We start from the raw sequence: 19,175 nt of genomic DNA on the forward strand, positions 1-19,175 counted from the left end.
TAATCCTTTCTCTCATCTTTCAAAGCGCATAGCTTTGCAGGAATTGGCACCATTTCAGTTAGTCTGACGGTTGCCGGGTTTCACAGGGCTCAGTCCCTCCACCTCTCTTGATAAGAGTTCGCAACAATTATTTTGTTTTTGGGAAATATTCATTCATTTATGAACATTCATGAGTGTGATTTTAGCATGTGTCAGATAGGCTGTCAACAGATTTTGTTCTTGGGATAATATCCCAAGATTTCAACAGCCCCAACGGTTTGCTCTCGTTCCATTTCTTCATTTTAAACAAACGTTTGATTATCGAAGCTCTTCAAGTACGTGCTCGATGGAATGAAACGCATAGAGTTTTTTTACCATTTCGCCATTTTTCACTTCAATCAAACAAGGTACACTTTCAATTGAAAATACTTCTGCTTTTGAAGGCATATAATTTAAATTGCTCATTCCGATGGTCACACCAGGCAGCATTGCTTCTGCTACGGTTAACATTTTTTTTGCCAGCTGACATGTCCCGCAAAAAGGTGTATGGAAAAAGATAAACGCTCTTTGTCCTTCTTTTAACTGATCGTCAAGCTGTTTTTCGCTCCATTCTTGCATGTTGCTCATTCCTTTTATGTTAAAAATTCTGCATTAACATCGATATTGGCACTCAGTAATACTGTTGCTATGTGATGTCTAGGGGCGGCAGCAACCTCTCGGTACATTTTATCAATATATAGATGCTCTGCTTCCGGAAGCTCTCGTTTAAATTGTTTTCTTAGCTTATTCCCTGAATCATCAGAGTCAACGAGTATGTATACCTCTTTGTTAAACGTAAAGTCAATAATTTCATCCAGCTTTGATAAACTAATCGTACCGTTTGTACAGATAATTTCAATTGGTTCTCGAATGATATCTTGGATACGTTTTTTATCTGATTTTCCTTCGACAATAATTACTTTTTCAATTTCAATTAGCCCCATTCTCATCACCCATAATCGTCAGTTGTATAGTAACATCATTTCTTTATGCTATACAATATTCGTTAATGTATCACAGTTCACCTGTTTTTTAAAAGAAATTTGCAAGAAAGAACTGTTTTAAAAGGCAGCTTAAGCCATATTGTTTCCATAAAACAAGAAAAACAGCGGCAGTTGCCACTGTTTAGCACCATCCTGCTTCTTCGTCGCAGTCTGTATATTTTTGCGTTTCACCTTGCTTTTGTACATCTGTATATTGGTAGAATTTATTATTTTCTTGCGAATACCCTTCTTCAAAGCGGTATTCATTGCCGCTTGTTCCGTAACTAACTTCACCAATTGGCTGCTTATCAACATATAATTTCATGCCGCCGTCATGAAATTTAGCTGTAACGCGATCTGTAACGTCCATTTTTTGTTTTTCAAACATAAAAAGACACTCCTTTAGCTTGTTTACTAATAGAGTGTCCAGTCAAAAACTTTTCATAAAGACAATTTATGGAGGAGTATTATCCTTCGTTTGTCATTTCTTCGTATTGCTCTGCTGTCATTAGCTTGTCTACTTGAGAAGCATCAGACGGTTTGATTGTAATCATCCATGCTTCTTCGTATGGAGATTCATTAACAAGTTCAGGGCTATCGCTTAAGTTATCGTTTACTGCTACAACTTCACCGCTAATTGGTGCGTAAAGCTCAGAAACTGTTTTTACTGATTCAACGCTGCCAAACGGCTCGTCAGCTTCTACTGTTGCTCCTACTTCTGGCAGTTCAACGAATACGATGTCGCCAAGCTCAGCTTGAGCGAAATGCGTAATACCTACGCGGACAACGTCTCCTTCTGTTTTTACCCATTCATGCTCTTCAGAATAACGCAAATCTTTTGGTGTACTCATCTTAATCCCTCCAAAATATGTATCGTAATTTGTTTATATAAAAAGCGCCTTCAACGTGGAGAACACTTTCTACAACCTAAAATAACTTCCTATTAACAGTGTAACGTAAAAGGTAAAAATTTTCTATTTGAAAACTTACTTCCACACGTCCTCAAACTGCTCTTCTTTGAAGCCAAGCGTTACTTTTTGTCCATCTGTTAGCAGCGGACGCTTAATTAACATGCCATCTGACGCAAGAATAGACAGCAGTTCGTCTTCACTCGCACTGCTTACTTTATCTTTAAGCCCTAATTCGCGATATTTTTTACCGCTTGTATTAAAGAATTTTTTTAATTCTAAGCCGCTGTTCTGATAATAAGATTGCAGCTGCTCTTTTGTTGGCGGGCTTTCTACAATATGAATTTCTTCATACGCTACTCCGTTATCATCCAGCCACTTCTTGGCTTTTCGGCACGTGCCACACTTTGGATATGAATAAAAAAATAATGACATTTCGTCAACCACCCTTTATTTTAAGCTTTTTTCGTATTTTAACACATCCTTTATCATTTACCTAGATAGAGGCTTCTTAAACAAAAAGGAGCTCGTAAAACGAGCTCCTTTTTCCCTTAAACTGTGAACTTCTCTACTTCTAGAAGCGTTTTTGCAATCTCGCGCTTTAAGCTAATCACATTGATTGGTGTATAGCGCGTTAACTTGCGAAGAGACGAAAGCATGACTCTAAGCGTATCACCTTGTTCAACGCCAATTAACGTTTCTTTTGCATCTGCTTCAATTCGATTAAATGCTTCTTGGCAAAATACTTGCGTATATTTTACCTTCAAGCTGTTTTGATCTGCACCTGTTTTGGAAATCGCTTTTTCAGTACGTAAAACAGTGGATTCCATTGCATATACGTTACTAATCATATCGGAAATATTAACGAGAATTTCTTGTTCTTTCTCTAATTCTTTACCGTATTTCTGTGCAGCTAGACCTAAAAGCAAGAGCGCAATTTTCTTCCCATTTTGCACAAGCATTTTTTCTTGATCTAACGGCTCATTGCCTACTTCCTGCGGCATAAGCATCATCAATTCTTCTTGAAGCGTTTGTGCTTTTTGAAGCAGCGGAAGCTCTCCTTTTAGCGCTTTGCGTAAATACGTGCCTGGTACTAAGAGACGATTAATTTCATTTGTTCCTTCAAAAATACGGTTAATGCGGGAATCACGATACAGGCGCTCAATTTCATACTCACTCATAAAACCATAGCCTCCGTGAAGCTGCACCCCTTCATCTACGATGTAGTCAAGAGATTCCGTGGCAAACACTTTGTTTAATGAGCATTCAATGGCATATTCAGCAATGGAAGCGGCAATTTGTTTTCCGTCTTTTTGCTGTTCTTCTGAAAGCTGGCCCATATGGTCTTCAAAAAGTCCTACCGTACGATAGACGGAGCTTTCAGTTGCGTACAATTTAGAAGCCATTGTTGCTATTTTTTCTTGGGTTAATGAAAATTTAGCAATGGGCGTTTTAAACTGCTGACGCTGGTTAACATATTGAGACGTGATTTCTAACGCACGTTTCCCTGCTCCAACTGCTCCAACTCCAAGCTTGTAGCGCCCAATATTTAAAATGTTAAACGCAATCACATGCCCTTTGCCAACTTCACCTAACACGTTTTCTTTTGGAACAAGCGCATCTTCAAGAATCAACGTTCTGGTTGAGGAGCTTTTGATTCCCATTTTCTTCTCTTCCGGTCCAACCGAAACACCTGGAAATTCGCGTTCAACGATAAAAGCAGAAAATTTATCGCCGTCGATTTTCGCATACACCACGAACACATCAGCAAATCCGGCATTCGTAATCCACTGCTTTTCTCCATTTAACACATAGTGTGTGCCTTCTGCGTTAAGGCGAGCTGTTGTTCGAGCACCGAGGGCATCGGAACCAGAACCAGGTTCTGTTAACGCATATGCTGCTATTTTTTCCCCAACTGCTAAAGCAGGTAAATATGCTTGCTTTTGCTCTTCTGTTCCAAATAAGACGATTGGCAATGACCCAATTCCTACGTGAGCACCATGAGTGATGGAAAACCCGCCTGCTCGAGACATTTTTTCAGCAATTAAAGCCGAGGTAATTTTATCTAAACCGAGTCCACCGTATTCTTCCGGTACATCTGCACCAAGCAAGCCTAATTCACCAGCTTGTTTTAATAACTTTACAGAACGGTCAAACTCATGCTTTTCTAAATATTCCACTTGTGGAAGGACTTCATTTTCTACAAATTCATCTGTCGTCTTGGCAATCATCTTTTGTTCAGATGTATAATCCTCCGGCGTGTAGACGCGGCTTGCATCACCTTCTTCAATTAAAAAGCTTCCACCTTTAATCATTTGTTTTGTTTTATTTGACATGTTCATATCCCCCTTTGAAATGATTATGCTAACAATTCAAATACACCAGCAGCTCCCATTCCTCCGCCAATACACATCGTGACAATTCCAAACTGCTCATTTCGACGCTGCATTTCGTGCATTAAGCTAAGAGTCAGCTTAGCTCCGGTACAGCCTAATGGATGACCTAAGGCAATAGCGCCTCCGTTTACATTTACTTTATCTTCATTAATATTTAATTCACGAATAACGCCAAGTGCTTGAGAAGCAAATGCTTCATTTAATTCAAACAATCCAATATCAGAAAGCTCCAGCCCTGCTAGTTTAAGAGCTTTAGGAATGGCAGCTATCGGGCCAATCCCCATTACTTCAGGCGGAACTCCTCCAACTGCAAATGAGCGAAACTTAAGCAAAGGCTTTAACCCTTCTGCTTCAGCTTGTTCTTTATCCATTAGAAAAACGGATGCAGCTCCGTCACTTGTCTGCGAAGAGTTTCCAGCTGTTACGGATCCTTTAACCGAAAAAGCTGGACGAAGTTTTCCTAATACGTCTGCAGTTGTGCCGGGACGAACTCCTTCATCTTGAGAGAACATCAGCTTTTGTTCACGGAGCTTATTGTTTTCATCCACTTTTCGAAGCGTCACTTCCACCGGAACAATTTCGTCGTTAAACTTCCCTTCTTGAAGTGCTTTTGCTGCTTTTTGATGGCTGCGTACAGCAAACGCATCCTGGTCTTCACGTGAAATGCCGTATTTCATCGCCACTTGTTCTGCTGTATGTCCCATGCCCATATAATATTCCGGCGCATTTTCAACCAGCTGAACATTCGGACGCGCTACGTTTCCAAACATCGGAACAAAACTCATTGATTCTGCTCCTCCAGCTAACACTGCTTTGGCTTGCCCTAGCATAATTCGTTCTGCACCGTAGGCAATACTTTGCAAACCTGACGAACAATAACGATTAATCGTTATTGCTGGCACCGTATAAGGCAAACCCGCAAGAGCGCCAATATTTCGAGCCATATTCAAACCTTGTTCTGCTTCAGGCATCGCACAACCAATAATTAAATCATCAATTGGTCCTTCGTATCCGCCTGCTCGGCGAAGAGTTTCTTTAACCGCGATGGCTCCCAAATCATCAGGTCTAACACTTGCCAGTGAACCTTTTTTTGCTTTTCCGACCGGTGTCCTAGCACCTGCTACAATAACTGCTTCTCTCATTTTTTCTCCCCCTTAATTACGCAGTGGTTTTCCTTTAACTAACATGTGCTGCATACGTTCTTGAGACTTCGCTTCACCAACAAGACTTAAAAATGCTTCTCTCTCTAAGTCCAGCAAATACTCTTCATCAACTTCCGAACCGAACGCTACACGTCCTCCGGCTAACACAAATGCTAACTTGCTAGCAATTTTATAATCATGTTCTGATATATATCCTGAATATTTCATGGATTGAGCTCCTAGCAGCAACGTTGCATATCCTGTTTCTCCAACCACAGGAATTTTAGTTCTTACAGGTGGTTTATAGCCCGTGTCATGTAAAGCAAGGACTGAGTTCTTCGCATCATTCAGCAAATGATCTCCGTTTACGCTGATGCCATCATGGCGATTTAAAAAGTTTAGCTGTCTAGCTTCTGCAGCAGAAGCAGATACTTTTGCAGTAGCAATTGTTTCAAATGTTTTATTGGCAATTTGCTGAAGATCGAGCGTTACACCGTTCGGTAAACCATTTAACTGTTTGATATAAAGCTCCTTATTACCTCCTCCACCAGGAATAAGTCCGACTCCTACTTCTACAAGGCCCATGTAAGTTTCAGCAGAAGCTTGGATTTTAGCTGACGGTAAGCAAATTTCTGCTCCGCCTCCAAGCGTCATCGCAAATGGAGCTGCAACAACCGGCTTTTCGTTGTATTTCACCTTCATCATTGCCTGTTGAAATTGTTTAATGACAAATTCAATTTCAAAATAATTGTCATCTTGTGCTTCCATTAAAATCATAGCTAAGTTAGCCCCAACGCAGAAATTTTTCCCTTGATTTCCTATGACCAGTCCTTTATAGTTCTTATTCACTTCTTCAAGAGACTGATTTAATAAGCTAATAATATCTAGCCCGATTGCATTGTTAGGAGAGGTGAACTGCAGGCACGCCACATCATCTCCTAAATCAATTAAACTCGCTCCGCTGTTTTCTAAAATGACATTATTTTGAGAACGTAAAGATGACAGGTGAATCACCTTTTTATTTTCTTTTACCGCTTTATACTCTTCATCTTCGTAGTAAAGCGTTTGACCTTCCATTTCTTTATAGAAGCTTGTAAATCCATTTTCCTGCATTTGTTTTACCCACTGCGGAACTGCTAAACCAGACTGCTCCATCTTCTCAATTGACTTTTCTAAACCAATTGCATCCCACGTCTCAAAAGGACCCATTTTCCAGCCAAATCCCCACTTCATAGCTTGATCAATGGCCACGATATCGTCGGCGATTTCATTTTTTAACTGTGCTGCATATACAAGAACGGGACTGATCACATTCCAAAGAAGCTGTCCGGCACGATCATCAGAATATATAAGCGCTTTCATTTTATTTTGCAGCCCTTTTGCCTGCTTGCTTAATTCGGTAGAAGCTGTTTTTAACTTCTTTCTCTCAACGTATTGAAGTGTACTAGGATCAAGTTCTAAAATTTCCTTGCCTTTCTTTAAAAAGAAGCCTTGCCCCGACTTGCTTCCCAGCCAGCCATTTTCCTGCATTTGTTTCATAAATAAAGGGACATCGAACACTTCTTTTTCTTTGCCTTCTACTTTGTCAAATACATTGTTAGCCACATGAATAAATGTGTCTAGTCCCACTACGTCTAGTGTTCGAAACGTTGCGCTTTTTGGTCTTCCAATTAAGGGGCCCGTCACAGAGTCAACTTCTCCCACGCTGTAATTACCTTTTAACATTTCTTGAACGGTCACAAGTAAACCGTACGTACCGATACGGTTGGCGATAAAGTTAGGCGTATCTTTTGCAATAACTACTCCTTTACCTAATACATCTTCACCAAACGTTTTCATATATTCAACAATTTCTGATTTTGTGTCATGAGTTGGAATGATTTCTAATAACTTTAAATAACGCGGTGGATTAAAAAAGTGCGTTCCTAAAAAATGCGCTTTAAAATCTTCTGAGCGTCCTTTAGCCATTTCGTGGATCGATATTCCTGAAGTGTTTGAACTTACAATACTTCCTTTTTTTCGTACACTGTCAATTTTTTCAAACAACTGCTGTTTAATATCAAGACGTTCCACTACTACTTCAATAATCCAATCACAGTCGCTTAACTGCTGTAAATGATCTTCAAGGTTTCCTGGCGTAATCAACGATAGTGATGACTTAGACGTTAAAGGCGCCGGTTTTTGCTTCGTTAATTTAGCTACAGCAGTTGTACTCAACCGATTTCTCACTTGCCTATCTTCAAGCGTTAGCTGTTTTTTTTCCTCGTCTGCTGTTAATGAAGTTGGAACCACGTCTAGCAAAAGCGTTGGAATTCCTACATTCGCTAAATGAGCTGCAATTCCAGAGCCCATAACTCCTGAACCTAAAACGGCGGCTTTTTTTATGTTCATAATTATCCCCACATCCCCTTTAATATATTGAATGAATGGTCATTCATTTTATGCGTAAAAAAAGAGAGTCACTGTTAATCTCTGTTTTTACTATAAAACATTTTTTAAATTTTCGCAATATATTCACAATATTATCTCTAACTATTTTTAATGTGTTTGGTTATCTTAATACACAGGAGGTGATTTTGTGAGCAAATTAAAGAAGGATCCATCGTCAGCAGGCGTAAGCGCAGCAAGCGTTAAAGGAAATGCTGGACCGGTTAATGAACCGCACGGCCGCGGCAAAAAGACATCTCAAAACCAACAGTACACAAAGCATAACACTCAAGGACATTAACCTCAAAATCGAACATGAGTAATCGAATCATGTTCGATTTTTGATTATTTCTTACTTTGTCATCACGACCATTTCATTATTATTTTTTTACGATTCCTTTTAAGACAAATGCGACATTTGCAGGTCTTTCTGCAAGGCGCCTCATAAAGTACCCATACCAGTCCGTTCCATAAGGAACGTACACTCTCATTTTATATTGTTCTGCTACGAGCTGAACTTGCCTTTCTGATCGAATCCCGTATAGCATCTGAAACTCAAACTGATTCATTGAAATTCCATGTTTTTTAACAAACTCTTTTGTATACTGAATGATTCGTTCATCGTGAGTAGCAACTGCTGTGTAGTGACCGTTTAATAAGTGAAGTCCAATGATGTTTTGAAAGTTTTCGTCCACGTCTTCTTTATCAGGAAACGCCACGTCTGCTGCTTCTTTGTATGCCCCTTTCACTAACCTTAATTTAGGAGCATACGCATCTAATTCACGGATGTCACTTTCTGTTCGATATAAGTATGCTTGAAGCACCGTCCCTACGTGTTCATACTCATTTTTTAATTGTTTAAATAGCTTAATCGTCTTGCTGCATCGCTTATAGTCCTCCATATCAATCGTCACAAATACGCTATGTTTTTCCGCTTCTTCAAGAATACGCCGCATATGATGAAGGGCCAAATCTTCTGAAATATCCAGTCCCATAGACGTTAATTTTAAAGAAATTTCTGAATCTAATCTTTCTTTGTGTATAAGGTGAATAGCCTTTATGCATTGAGCTGCAGCATGATCCACTTCAACTTCACTTTCCACAAACTCGCCAAGATAATCAACCGTTACTTTTAATCCCTGTTCATTTAGCTTTTTTATCACACTAACAGCTTCATCGATGGTTTCCCCTGCAACAAACCTTGCTGCTCCAAAACGTAAGCCATAGCGCTTAGCCAGCTTTGTTAACTTTTTGCTTTTTGATAACAATAAAAAAAAGTTTCTTATCGTTTGTTCCAAAGCAACCCCCCGCCTTCACTTGTCATACGCCTCACAAAATTTATTTAATTATCATTAATTTTACCATTTTTTAAACTAGATAGGCACCCTTTATTAACGTATGCACACAAAACCAAAAAGCGACCGGGAGCTTTTGGATAAAAAAACATCCATCAGCTTCGTGATGAATGTTTTTATTCTGGTTTTCGCTGTGACGCTCGATGCGCTTCATTCAGCTCTTTGATTTCCTTTACAATCTCGACCATTTCCGCTTTTGCTTCTGGATATAATTGATTCCAATGCTTGGTTAAAGGCGGCATGGATTTTGAGATATGGTTGTAAAGTGCCCACATTTTTACTTTTTCTTGTAGCTGCTCGTCACTTTCACCGACCATTAGTTCTGTATACTTTTCAATCAAACCGTCGAATTGCTCTTGAAAGGTTTTATTCATGCACAATCACTCCTTTCTTTGGTTTACAAATAACCGGACACGTTTGACAATAAGTCTCTTTAGCTCCTGTTTGGTAAGATAAACAGCACGTTTGCCGAACCCTTATCTCCTGCTTTTGCTTCTTTACATATGGAGGAGGTGAACTGTACCGAGAAAGCGGATTATGATGGTATGAACCAAAGTGATGACCCTCAGCTTCTTCCAACACGTATCGTAAATTCTTTTGCACTTGCACATTTTCTATTTCTTCATTTGCTAAAAGCAAATCATAAAGCCAGTGGATATAAACAGCTACGTTTTCCCACAGCGTCAGCTTCGAGATTTTTGTCACTTTATGCAGCGATGACCATATCGGCTCAATGTGATGAGCAAACAATTCATCAAGAAGTTCATCAAGAAGAATCTTCTGATTGTCCTCTGTTACTTCTTTCGTCTCAGTTTCTGAGATGAACACTTTTGGGAGCCACATTGTTTCAGCGTCTTCTGTATGCAACGAAACATTTTTAGTCGATGCATTTATCTTTTTTTGAAACACAATAAATGAATACAAAGCCGCCACCACAACAAAGCTATACCGCTTAGCTAACATGGAGGCAGCTGCTCTCAAGTTATCAGCCTCCATCGTCTGTTGAATCCATAGCAGCTGCATCCGCAGCGTGCTTTCATCCATGCAGCTGGAGGGAGACAACCTGTACAGCGAGTTATCTTTAAACGTACAGCGGAATTTTTCTGCTAACTCGCTTTGCTCTTTCTTATTGAGCATGCTGCGTTTCAACGCGCAGCTTATTCACAATACATCGTCCGCGCCCATGAGGAATACAAAGAGGCGTTCCAAATAACGGATCCACCGTCACTTCACAGTTCATATTAAAGACTCGCTGTACTAAATCGCAGTTAATGACTTCTTCTGGTCTTCCCTGTGCATAGATTTTTTTATCTTGAAGCGCCACAATATGATGAGCATAGCGGCAGGCTAAGTTTAAATCGTGCAGCACCATTACGATGGTACGATTTTCTTTTTCATTCAATTCAAATAACAAGTCCAAGATCTCAATTTGATGTGTCATATCTAAATACGTTGTCGGTTCATCAAGTAAAATAATATCCGTATCTTGTGCTAATGTCATGGCAATCCATGCGCGCTGACGCTGTCCTCCAGAAAGCGAATCAACTTGACGATCAGCCAAGTCTGCTAAACCTGTTGCCTCGAGTGCATTTTGTACTTTTTCTTCATCTTCTTGAGACCACTGACGGAACCAATTTTGATACGGATAGCGCCCTTGTTTAACAAGCTGCAGCACGGTCAACCCTTCAGGTGCAACAGGACCTTGTGGAAGAATTGCTAGCTGCTTTGCAATTTCCTTTGTCGGAAGAGAGGAAATTTTAGAGCCTTCTAGTAAAATAGAGCCGGCATGTGGCTTCAATAACCTTGCTAGTGAACGCAGCAGTGTAGATTTTCCGCATCCATTACTGCCGATAAAGACCGTAATCTCACCCTTTGGGATGGTAACGTCAAGCTCATCTATAATCATCGCTTCTCCATATGATAATGTTAGCGATTTTGTTTCTAACGAATGCATGCGAATCGCTCCTTCTACAAAGAATGCTATACGTTTCTTTGTTTGTATAGTAAATAAATGAAGTACGGTGCGCCAATTGCAGCTGTAAATACACCTGCTGGCACTTCGATTGGCAAGAAAAATGTTCGGCCAATTAAATCTGCTGCTGTGATTAAAATCGCTCCGATTAATGCCGATAGCGGTATTAAAGCGCCGAATGAAGAACCTACCAGCTTTCGGGCAATATGTGGAGCAAGCAATCCTACAAAGCTAATTCCGCCGGCAAATGCAACGGCGCTTCCTGTTAAAGCTGTACTCATCAGCAATAGTGCCAATCGATTTTTTTGAACGCGACTTCCAACGTTAGTCGCAATTTCTTCACCTAATTCTTGAACATTTAAATTTCGAATCATTAAAATCGTGATTATAACTAGCCCTATTGTAACAGGAACTAGTACGGAAACACTGGCCCAATTTGAACCATACACCGTTCCTGTGATCCAAATATTTGCCTGACTGGCGCGATAGATAGGACCCATAATCATAAACAGCGTGGTCATGGCTTTCGTTAACGCTGTTAATCCAATTCCTATTAATACTAGTGTAATAGGAGAGACGCCATTTTTCCAGGCAAACACATAAAGTAAAAGCGCCACTGCCACTGCACCTAAAAATGCGCTAACAGGCATCCAATTAATACTTACGGTTAACGAGTTGCTTTTATCACTAAATAGTGTCAAAAATAACACTACACCGACTGACGCTCCTCCTGTTAATCCAATTAAGTCTGGTGAAGCAAGCGGATTTCTCACAAGCCCCTGCAAGATAGCGCCTGCAATAGCTAGACAAATACCGGCACAAATGGCAACAATAATGCGTGGAAGTCTAAAAGATGTAACAACTAATCGTTCAAACTCCAATCCATGACCCGCTAAAATGTTAATCACACGAAGTGGATTAATAAATAAGTCACCCGTACCTGCACTCAATAAAAAGAGAGCAACAAGTGCAGCTGAAAATCCAATAATGATCAGAGCTGCTTTTATGTTAACCAAAAATGAAATTCTCTTTAAGCGAAGAGATAAGTATGTTTTCATGACGCCTTTGCCCCTTTCCTTGCCATATAGATAAAGAAAGGCGTACCAATAACAGCAGTCATGACTCCAACAGGGATTTCTTGAGGCATAATGACATACCTGGCTGCAACATCGGCTAATAAAATTAAGATGCCTCCGGCAACCGCACTATAGGGAAATACCCAACGATAATCTTGTCCTACAATTGCTCTTACAACATGAGGAACAATAATTCCGACAAAGCTAATCGGACCGGCTACTGCAACGGCTCCACCAGCTAAAATGGCAATAATGATGCCGCTTATAATTTTGACAAGAATCGTTCTTTGACCTAATCCTTTAGCTACATCTTCACCAATCGTTAAAATATTAATTTTTGAAGCGATAAAAAACGTGACAATGATTGCTGGTACTATATAAGGCAGTATGCCATACAGCATTTCCACCTTGCGTCCTTGCACAGATCCAGCCAGCCAAAAAAGAACTTGATCAAGCGAAGATTCATCCACAGCCAGCAGTCCTTGTGTTAAAGAAGAGAAAAAGGCTGCAATAGCCGCTCCTGCGAGCGTCAATTTAATAGGCGTTAATCCTTCTTTTCCGAGGGATCCAAGAAAATAGACAACCACTACGGTTAATGCCGCTCCTACAAATGCAATCCACGTAAAAGCTTGAAGTGAATTGACCGAAAAAATCATCACTGCAACAACAATAAAAAAGCTGGCCCCAGCGTTCACACCAATAATATCCGGTGAAGCAAGTGGGTTTTTCGTTAACGCCTGCATCATTGCTCCTGCAATTCCTAAACAAATACCTACCACAGCACCGATTATAGCGCGCGGCAATCGAATATTTTGAATAACTATGTGCTCATTCGAACCGTTAAACGCTTGAAAAGCTTCAAATGCTGTCTTGATACTTGTATCTGTGTATCCGAGTACGATACTTAATCCAATACAGATTAAAAGCAGCATGATTCCAATGATGAGCCCCATTACTTTCATTTGAACACTGCGTAGCATCATTTTCATTGCTCTCCTCTAAGATGATTCCTATATATATCTAACCTTTAGTTTAGGAAACATTGAAAAAAGTGTCAATGATTTTGAGAATCATTTTCAATTTTTAATTGACACCGCTTAAAAGTTAGAATATTATCTTAATTGTTAATGAAAATCATTATCACTTAAGAGGGGGAAGAGATGTGAATACATATTCTAAAGGCAAGTTGTCATATTTGTTATCCATTCTTACCATTATGACACTGCTTGTGCTGGCAGCCTGCGGTAATTCAAACAGCGCTGACGATGATAAAAAAGAAAAAACTGAGGGTTCTGGCGAAACTTATACAGTAAAACACGCAATGGATAAAACAGAGATTAAAGGAACACCTAAACGAGTTGTCGTTTTAACAAACGAAGGTACTGAGGCTCTTCTTGCAATGGGTGTAAAGCCTGTTGGTGCTGTTCAATCATGGTTAGGAAATCCGTGGTACGACCATATCAAAGGTCAGATGAAAGGCGTTAAAAGTGTGGGTACAGAAAGTGAGCCAAGCTTAGAAGCAATCGCTGCTTTAAAGCCTGACTTGATTATCGGAAATAAAATGCGCCAAGAAAAAGTATACGACCAGCTTAGTCAAATTGCTCCGACTGTATTTTCTGAAGAGCTGCGCGGAGACTGGAAATCAAACTTTAAGCTATATGCAAAAGCTGTAAATAAAGAAGAAAAAGGTAAAGAAGTATTAGCTGACTATGACAATCGCGTAGCAGATTTAAAAAAACGCCTTGGAGATCAGTTAAAACAAAAAATCTCAGTTGTACGCTTTACAGCTGGAGACGTTCGTATTTATCATAAAGATTCGTTCTCAGGCGTTATTTTAGATCAGCTTGGCTTCGCTCGCCCTGAATCTCAAGACAAAAATGATTTTGCTGAAATGAATGCAACAAAAGAACGCATTCCGGCAATGGACGGCGATCAGCTATTCTACTTCTCTTATGAAACGGGAGACGGTGAAGCAACAAAGCTTGAAAAAGAATGGATAAACGATCCGCTTTTCAAAAAGTTAAAAGTAGCTCAAGAAAATCATGTTCACAAAGTAGATGATGCTACTTGGAATACAGCAGGCGGTGTATTAGCAGCTAATATCGTACTTGATGATATTGAAAAAATCTTCTTAAATAAAAAACAATAATAATATGAAAAAAGAGCTTCGACGAATCGAAGCTCTTTTTTCATGTATAATGTATTTCCTTTCATCGCACACTAACCGTGGTCTCACTTTACTTAGATAGGAGTGGTGAAAATGAATTCAAAAAAACAGCCTAAAAAGCAGCCTAATACGAATGAAATGGCTGACCGTCAGTTCGAAACAGAAGATTATAACCGACAAGATGCACTCTCACAAGGTCTAGCAGAAACACATGAGCAAGTAAGCGACGCCTATCAAGAAGGATCATTTGAAGATACAGATCGTTAATAAAAAAAGAGCTGACTCTAAGTCAGCTCTTTTTTATTTTGAATGCTGCCATGCTGTTTTAGGCAACGACATGGACATCCACTGCTGGCGCTTTGATTTATCAATCGTTACTTTCTTTGCTTTAATTCCTTGTTGAATCAGCTGTTTCATTAGTTTATCAATTGACTTCATCGCTATTCACCTCAAAAGCGGAAATTTGTTTTGCTTCTACTTTTTTACTTTTTTGCGCTTAAACTTCATAAAAAACTCATAGACAATTGGAACGATAATGAGCGTAAGCAGCGTAGAACTTGTTAGTCCTCCAATTACCGTAACCCCTAGCCCTTTTGAAATAAGGCCTCCACCTTCAAATCCAAAAGCTAATGGAAGCAGTGCACCAATCGTTGCAATAGCTGTCATTAAGATCGGGCGAAGACGTGTCATTCCAGCTTCTAGTAACGCTTCACGCGTCGACAGACCCTCTTGCTCTTTATGAATCACGCGGTCAATCAGAACAATTGCATTTGTTACCACAATTCCAATCAGCATAAGAGCTCCAATCATCGAAGAAATACTGATCGTTTCTCCAGAGATTAAAAGCGCCACTAGCGCACCAATAAGTGTAAACGGAAGTGAGAATAAGATAGCAAATGGTGCTAGCCCTCCACCAAATGTCAGTACTAGTACGAAGTACACGATACCGATGGCTGCGAGCATAGCAATTCCTAATTGACTAAATGAGTCATTGATTTGCTCTGATGCTCCGCCAAAGTTAATATCCATATCACTTGGTAAGTCAATTTTCTTCACTTCTTTTTGGACGTTAGAAGAAACACCGCCTACATCGTCACTCTTAATATCGGCACTTACCTCTGCATAAATTTTATTATCACGGCGAGTTACCGTATTCGATGTTTTACCTTTTTTAATGTCGACAACTTCATTTAATGTAACTTCCTGTCCAGTTTGAGAGGTCACTTTTGTACTTGAAAGTTCAGCAAAAGTAGAGAAATCCTCTTTTTCTTTTGGAAGGTACACGTTAATTTCGTTTCCGTCTTTTTGGATAGTTGTTAATACTTCACGCTGTCCAAGGTTCGAAATTTGCATACCAATTTGACTGGCTGACAAGCCGAGTTCAGCAGCTTTCTTTTGATTCGGTACTAGCGTATATTCATCAAACGTATCTGAAAGCGTAGAATCGACATTTTTCAGTTCTTTATGCTTTTCTAAAACATGCTGAACTTTATCAGCATAAGGTTTGATTTCTTCTAAGCTATCTCCGTAAATAAGGACGTTTAATGAATTATTGCTGCCGCTAGACGCCGTATTCATTGAGCCCCATTCACCTTGATTCGCTTGTTTATTAAGAGCTTTTAATACTTTATCCTGCTCTTTATCAAAGTTTTGTGTATGCTCGTCATATTGCACAAATGTTAAAACGTTATTTTTGCTTCCCGGATTAAAAGAGTTACCTTCACCGAACGAATACTGAACCGTTTTGACACCATCTCGCTTCATCAAGTACGCTTCTGCGCGATTTGCTGCTTTTTCTACGTCGCTTTGAGACTGTCCGGCTTTCGGTGTATACGTCAGCGTCAGCGTTTTTTCTTGATCAGATGATAAGAAGCTCACGCCAATAGAAGGAACTAAGAATAAACTTCCTACTAACAGTAGTACGGCTAACCCAAAGGAAATAAGCTTATGGTTTAGCGTCCAGTTCAAAATTCGCTTATATCCGTGCGCTAGTTTGCTTGGTTTTTCTTCTTTTACTTTTACATTTGTTTTAAATAACGAATGAGCAAGCATTGGCACGAGTGTTACCGCTACTAGCAGTGATGCTAACAGTGCAAAAACAACGGTTAATGCAAACGGTAAGAATAGCTCTCCTACCGGTCCTTCTACTAGACCTAACGGTAAGAATACGGCCACGGTTACGATTGTAGAAGAGAAAATTGGAACAAACATTTCTTTCGTCGCCGCGACAATTAAATCTTTTCCTTTAAGCTTTTCTTCCTGATAAGCCATGCGGCGGTAAATATTTTCAATAACGACAATGGAATCATCTACAACCCTTCCGATGGCTACAGTCATCGCTCCAAGCGTCATAATATTTAAAGAGATATCCATTGATTTGAGCGCTAAAATGGCGATCAATAACGAAAGCGGAATCGAAATAACGGCAATAATCGTTGAACGAATATCACGTAAAAATAAAAGAATAATAATAACCGCAAAGACCGCACCGATAATAGCTTTATTTAGCATCGTATGAACAGAATCTTCAATCGGTTTACCTTGATCAAAAATATTGTCAACGTGAAGGTCTTTGTTTTTCTTTTCTAGGCTATTCATTTTCTCTTTAATATCATTTACAACATTTACTGTGTTCGCATCCTTCGCTTTGACAACTTGTACAGCAATGGAAGGTTTTCCGTTCGTGCGAGAAATAGATTCTGCTTTCCCCGTCACTTTAATATCCGCAATTTCTTTTAATTTCACAGTTGGAATAGAAGCTGCGGATGGCGCCTGCTGTACGGTGCCTTGTGTCTGCTGCTGGCTCATTCCTTGTTGCTGACCTTGAGCAGCTCCTTGACTAGGCACAGCTGGAATCTCTAAGTTTTCTAAATCTTTTTCTGTTGTCATCTTTCCGTCTACCACAACAGATTTTTGAGATCCATCCATCGTATACGTGCCAGCCGGCACTTTTGCATCGGATGCTTGGATAAGCTTTTTCACCGTATCTTCATCAAGTCCCAGCTGCTTGAGCTTGTCTTGTTCGAATACAAGTTCTGCTTCTTCAACTTGTTCTCCTGACACACTGACCGAAGAAATCCCCTGCACTTTTTCAACTTGTGGAACAACGGTATTTTTTACATACTTCGTTAAGTCTTCTAATGATTTTTTATCATCTGAAACACTTAATGAAATAATCGGAAAATCACTAATGCTTTGTCTTGAAACATTTGGTTCCTCTACATCATCTGGCAGATCTACGTTTGAAAGAGCTCGCCTAACTTCGTCTTCTGCCTTTTCCATATCTTTACTAAAACTATATTCAACTTGAATGGTAGCCATGTTTTCATAAGAAGATGAGCTAACTGTGTCAACGCCGCTCAGTCCCTGGAGCTTTTGTTCAATCGGCTTACTCACCTTATCTGCCACTTGTTCCGGAGTGGCTCCCGGATAAGTTGCACTGACTGTTACAACAGGCGTTGAAATATCAGGAATGGTCTCTAGCTTCATATTAAACCCTGAATACAGCCCTGCAATAATGACAAAGAGCGTTAACAGCCATACTGCAAATTTATTTTTCAATGAAAATTTAATAAACTTCCCCAATGCATATCCTCCTTCAAATATATGTATACTAATAAAATTGACTGATCGGTCACAACAACTTAAAATATAAATGACTAACTAGTCAGTGTCAACCCTAAGCAGGTTCTCTCCTGACTTGTTCATAATAAAGACATATTTATAATAATCGTTTTTTAAAGGAACTGACTCTCGTTCTCAACTTTGATATATACCTTTATCTTTTTTAGTGTATGATACTATTATCTAACGAAATGAATGGCCAAATTGTTCAATAAAGGAGGTAGAAGACATGAAGGAAAAAGAAAAAAGAATAATTGAAGCTTCGATTAAGCTTTTTGCAAAAAAAGGATTTAATGCTACCTCTGTGCAAGAAATTGTAGATGAATGCAACATTTCAAAAGGTGCGTTTTACCTGCACTTCAAATCTAAGGATGCACTTTTATTATCAATTCTAAACTTTTACTATGAAAAGCTCTTTAGCTCTGTTTATGCTCTCGACGAGGAAGTGAACGATGCCCGCAGCCGCTATATGAATCAGCTTATCTATTTCTATGAATTTATTACGGAGCACAGAGATTTTATTATCATGCAAATCCGTGAAAAATCTATTCCCTTTAACAAAGAAGTGGAGACCTTTGTTCATAAAATGCAGCGAGAAACATTTTACTTCCATCGCAAAAGCCTCGTTAGCGTATACGGAGAAGACGTAACTCCTTATATCTCGGATTTAACGAAAATGATTGAAGGTATTCATCATTCCTTTTTAGAAATTATTATCTTCAATCAATTCGAGCTTACATTTAAAGAAGTAGCGCAGTACATAATGGACCGAGTTGATGTAATAGTAGAAGATTTATTAGCTAGAAAACCTCGTCCCCTTATTCCTGCTTCTTTTGGTGAAGATATATACGGAAAGGAACGAACGACTTTTCTCAGTAAAAATGAGCAGGTAAAACAAGCTCTTGAGGAAATTAAACATCTGCTAGACAACAGCGATCATATCTCTGATGAGCACGCAGACAGCTTTCACATTTTACAAACGGAGCTAAAAAAAGATAAGCCTACCGCTGCTATTGTAAAAGGCATGGTTGGAAATTTAACGGAACTTAAACCGTTGGAAGAACCGCTTAATCTTTTAACAGCCTTACTTCAACAAAAATAACAGAA

Annotated in this window: 20 protein-coding genes and 1 riboswitch; of the genes, 4 read left to right on the forward strand and 16 right to left on the reverse strand. The window is 39.4% G+C overall.

Features of this window, described 5'->3' with window-relative positions:
- Nucleotides 1-9 precede the first annotated feature (9 nt).
- Nucleotides 10-117, reverse strand: a riboswitch (SAM riboswitch).
- A 180-nt stretch (nucleotides 118-297) separates the two neighbouring features.
- The 8 genes from ACFX4E_RS18865 to ACFX4E_RS18900 all read right to left on the reverse strand — a co-directional run bounded on the left by ACFX4E_RS18865 (nucleotide 298) and on the right by ACFX4E_RS18900 (nucleotide 7,841).
- A complete protein-coding gene (locus tag ACFX4E_RS18865; RefSeq protein ID WP_013059652.1) occupies nucleotides 298-597 on the reverse strand; it encodes a thioredoxin family protein in 300 nt (99 codons plus the stop codon).
- A 14-nt stretch (nucleotides 598-611) separates the two neighbouring features.
- Nucleotides 612-962 (reverse strand): toprim domain-containing protein, encoded by a 351-nt coding sequence (locus tag ACFX4E_RS18870; protein WP_013059653.1) that lies wholly within the window; start codon nucleotides 960-962, stop codon nucleotides 612-614.
- A gap of 181 nt (nucleotides 963-1,143) precedes the next feature.
- The gene (locus ACFX4E_RS18875; protein ID WP_013059654.1) at nucleotides 1,144-1,389 is read right to left on the reverse strand and encodes a YusG family protein; all 246 of its coding nucleotides are present in this window, start codon (nucleotides 1,387-1,389) and stop codon (nucleotides 1,144-1,146) included.
- 79 nt (nucleotides 1,390-1,468) lie between these two features.
- Nucleotides 1,469-1,852, reverse strand: coding sequence for a glycine cleavage system protein GcvH (gene gcvH / locus ACFX4E_RS18880; RefSeq protein ID WP_013059655.1), 384 nt, complete (start codon nucleotides 1,850-1,852; stop codon nucleotides 1,469-1,471).
- 135 nt (nucleotides 1,853-1,987) lie between these two features.
- Nucleotides 1,988-2,344 (reverse strand): arsenate reductase family protein, encoded by a 357-nt coding sequence (locus ACFX4E_RS18885; RefSeq protein WP_028409609.1) that lies wholly within the window; start codon nucleotides 2,342-2,344, stop codon nucleotides 1,988-1,990.
- 116 nt (nucleotides 2,345-2,460) lie between these two features.
- The gene (locus ACFX4E_RS18890; protein WP_377238071.1) at nucleotides 2,461-4,245 is read right to left on the reverse strand and encodes an acyl-CoA dehydrogenase family protein; all 1,785 of its coding nucleotides are present in this window, start codon (nucleotides 4,243-4,245) and stop codon (nucleotides 2,461-2,463) included.
- A 23-nt stretch (nucleotides 4,246-4,268) separates the two neighbouring features.
- On the reverse strand, nucleotides 4,269-5,447 hold the full coding sequence (locus ACFX4E_RS18895) for an acetyl-CoA C-acetyltransferase (RefSeq protein WP_028409611.1): 1,179 nt from the start codon (nucleotides 5,445-5,447) through the stop codon (nucleotides 4,269-4,271).
- A 12-nt stretch (nucleotides 5,448-5,459) separates the two neighbouring features.
- Complete coding sequence (locus tag ACFX4E_RS18900) at nucleotides 5,460-7,841, reverse strand: 3-hydroxyacyl-CoA dehydrogenase/enoyl-CoA hydratase family protein (RefSeq protein WP_176524082.1); 2,382 nt, start codon at nucleotides 7,839-7,841, stop codon at nucleotides 5,460-5,462.
- Nucleotides 7,842-8,025: 184 nt separating this feature from the next.
- On the opposite strand from ACFX4E_RS18900, the gene ACFX4E_RS18905 reads away from it, so the two are divergent.
- Nucleotides 8,026-8,175 carry a YuzL family protein gene (locus ACFX4E_RS18905; RefSeq protein ID WP_013059660.1) on the forward strand — a complete coding sequence of 50 codons (150 nt, stop codon included), beginning with the start codon at nucleotides 8,026-8,028 and terminating at the stop codon, nucleotides 8,173-8,175.
- A 79-nt stretch (nucleotides 8,176-8,254) separates the two neighbouring features.
- On the opposite strand, the gene ACFX4E_RS18910 is transcribed toward ACFX4E_RS18905, so the two are convergent.
- The 6 genes from ACFX4E_RS18910 to ACFX4E_RS18935 form a co-directional block, all read right to left on the reverse strand.
- Nucleotides 8,255-9,172, reverse strand: a complete 918-nt coding sequence (locus ACFX4E_RS18910; RefSeq protein WP_028409613.1) for a proline dehydrogenase family protein — start codon at nucleotides 9,170-9,172, stop codon at nucleotides 8,255-8,257.
- Between the two features lie 173 nt (nucleotides 9,173-9,345).
- On the reverse strand, nucleotides 9,346-9,603 hold the full coding sequence (locus ACFX4E_RS18915; RefSeq protein ID WP_028409614.1) for a YusU family protein: 258 nt from the start codon (nucleotides 9,601-9,603) through the stop codon (nucleotides 9,346-9,348).
- Complete coding sequence (locus ACFX4E_RS18920) at nucleotides 9,596-10,366, reverse strand: IucA/IucC family C-terminal-domain containing protein (RefSeq protein ID WP_028409615.1); 771 nt, start codon at nucleotides 10,364-10,366, stop codon at nucleotides 9,596-9,598. The genes ACFX4E_RS18915 and ACFX4E_RS18920 overlap by 8 nt, the downstream gene beginning before the upstream one ends.
- Complete coding sequence (locus tag ACFX4E_RS18925) at nucleotides 10,356-11,183, reverse strand: ABC transporter ATP-binding protein (RefSeq protein WP_013059664.1); 828 nt, start codon at nucleotides 11,181-11,183, stop codon at nucleotides 10,356-10,358. The genes ACFX4E_RS18920 and ACFX4E_RS18925 overlap by 11 nt, the downstream gene beginning before the upstream one ends.
- 26 nt (nucleotides 11,184-11,209) lie before the next feature.
- Nucleotides 11,210-12,259, reverse strand: coding sequence for a FecCD family ABC transporter permease (locus ACFX4E_RS18930; protein ID WP_050688951.1), 1,050 nt, complete (start codon nucleotides 12,257-12,259; stop codon nucleotides 11,210-11,212).
- Entirely contained in the window at nucleotides 12,256-13,260 is a 1,005-nt protein-coding gene (locus ACFX4E_RS18935) for a FecCD family ABC transporter permease (RefSeq protein ID WP_028409617.1), read from the reverse strand. Before ACFX4E_RS18935 ends, ACFX4E_RS18930 begins: the two co-directional genes overlap by 4 nt.
- A 179-nt stretch (nucleotides 13,261-13,439) precedes the next feature.
- Between ACFX4E_RS18935 and ACFX4E_RS18940 the strand changes: the two genes are divergently transcribed.
- The gene (locus ACFX4E_RS18940) at nucleotides 13,440-14,426 is read left to right on the forward strand and encodes an ABC transporter substrate-binding protein (RefSeq protein WP_028409618.1); all 987 of its coding nucleotides are present in this window, start codon (nucleotides 13,440-13,442) and stop codon (nucleotides 14,424-14,426) included.
- Between the two features lie 111 nt (nucleotides 14,427-14,537).
- Nucleotides 14,538-14,711, forward strand: coding sequence for a YozQ family protein (locus ACFX4E_RS18945; protein WP_081085242.1), 174 nt, complete (start codon nucleotides 14,538-14,540; stop codon nucleotides 14,709-14,711).
- Between the two features lie 33 nt (nucleotides 14,712-14,744).
- On the opposite strand, the gene ACFX4E_RS18950 is transcribed toward ACFX4E_RS18945, so the two are convergent.
- Both ACFX4E_RS18950 and ACFX4E_RS18955 read right to left on the reverse strand, forming a co-directional pair.
- Nucleotides 14,745-14,882: a hypothetical protein gene (locus tag ACFX4E_RS18950; RefSeq protein WP_014457868.1), complete on the reverse strand. Its 138-nt coding sequence runs from the start codon at nucleotides 14,880-14,882 to the stop codon at nucleotides 14,745-14,747.
- Nucleotides 14,883-14,918: 36 nt separating this feature from the next.
- The gene (locus ACFX4E_RS18955; protein WP_377259167.1) at nucleotides 14,919-18,029 is read right to left on the reverse strand and encodes an efflux RND transporter permease subunit; all 3,111 of its coding nucleotides are present in this window, start codon (nucleotides 18,027-18,029) and stop codon (nucleotides 14,919-14,921) included.
- Nucleotides 18,030-18,297: 268 nt separating this feature from the next.
- Here ACFX4E_RS18955 and ACFX4E_RS18960 point away from each other — a divergent pair, with 268 nt between their 5' ends.
- Nucleotides 18,298-19,170: a TetR/AcrR family transcriptional regulator gene (locus tag ACFX4E_RS18960; protein ID WP_028409620.1), complete on the forward strand. Its 873-nt coding sequence runs from the start codon at nucleotides 18,298-18,300 to the stop codon at nucleotides 19,168-19,170.
- Nucleotides 19,171-19,175 lie beyond the last annotated feature (5 nt).

It is taken from the genome of Priestia sp. YIM B13491 (assembly GCF_042787605.1).
Classification (GTDB): Bacteria; Bacillota; Bacilli; order Bacillales; family Bacillaceae_H; genus Priestia; species Priestia megaterium_E.

Coding starts and splice junctions, on each gene's coding strand:
- ACFX4E_RS18865 (WP_013059652.1), bottom strand. CDS start 597: ATGCAAGAATGGAGCGAAAAACAGCTTGACGATCAGTTAAAAGAAGGA.
- ACFX4E_RS18870 (WP_013059653.1), bottom strand. CDS start 962: ATGGGGCTAATTGAAATTGAAAAAGTAATTATTGTCGAAGGAAAATCA.
- ACFX4E_RS18875 (WP_013059654.1), bottom strand. CDS start 1,389: ATGTTTGAAAAACAAAAAATGGACGTTACAGATCGCGTTACAGCTAAA.
- gcvH (WP_013059655.1), bottom strand. CDS start 1,852: ATGAGTACACCAAAAGATTTGCGTTATTCTGAAGAGCATGAATGGGTA.
- ACFX4E_RS18885 (WP_028409609.1), bottom strand. CDS start 2,344: ATGTCATTATTTTTTTATTCATATCCAAAGTGTGGCACGTGCCGAAAA.
- ACFX4E_RS18890 (WP_377238071.1), bottom strand. CDS start 4,245: ATGTCAAATAAAACAAAACAAATGATTAAAGGTGGAAGCTTTTTAATT.
- ACFX4E_RS18895 (WP_028409611.1), bottom strand. CDS start 5,447: ATGAGAGAAGCAGTTATTGTAGCAGGTGCTAGGACACCGGTCGGAAAA.
- ACFX4E_RS18915 (WP_028409614.1), bottom strand. CDS start 9,603: ATGAATAAAACCTTTCAAGAGCAATTCGACGGTTTGATTGAAAAGTAT.
- ACFX4E_RS18920 (WP_028409615.1), bottom strand. CDS start 10,366: ATGCTCAATAAGAAAGAGCAAAGCGAGTTAGCAGAAAAATTCCGCTGT.
- ACFX4E_RS18925 (WP_013059664.1), bottom strand. CDS start 11,183: ATGCATTCGTTAGAAACAAAATCGCTAACATTATCATATGGAGAAGCG.
- ACFX4E_RS18930 (WP_050688951.1), bottom strand. CDS start 12,259: ATGAAAACATACTTATCTCTTCGCTTAAAGAGAATTTCATTTTTGGTT.
- ACFX4E_RS18935 (WP_028409617.1), bottom strand. CDS start 13,260: ATGATGCTACGCAGTGTTCAAATGAAAGTAATGGGGCTCATCATTGGA.
- ACFX4E_RS18945 (WP_081085242.1), top strand. CDS start 14,538: ATGAATTCAAAAAAACAGCCTAAAAAGCAGCCTAATACGAATGAAATG.
- ACFX4E_RS18950 (WP_014457868.1), bottom strand. CDS start 14,882: ATGAAGTCAATTGATAAACTAATGAAACAGCTGATTCAACAAGGAATT.
- ACFX4E_RS18960 (WP_028409620.1), top strand. CDS start 18,298: ATGAAGGAAAAAGAAAAAAGAATAATTGAAGCTTCGATTAAGCTTTTT.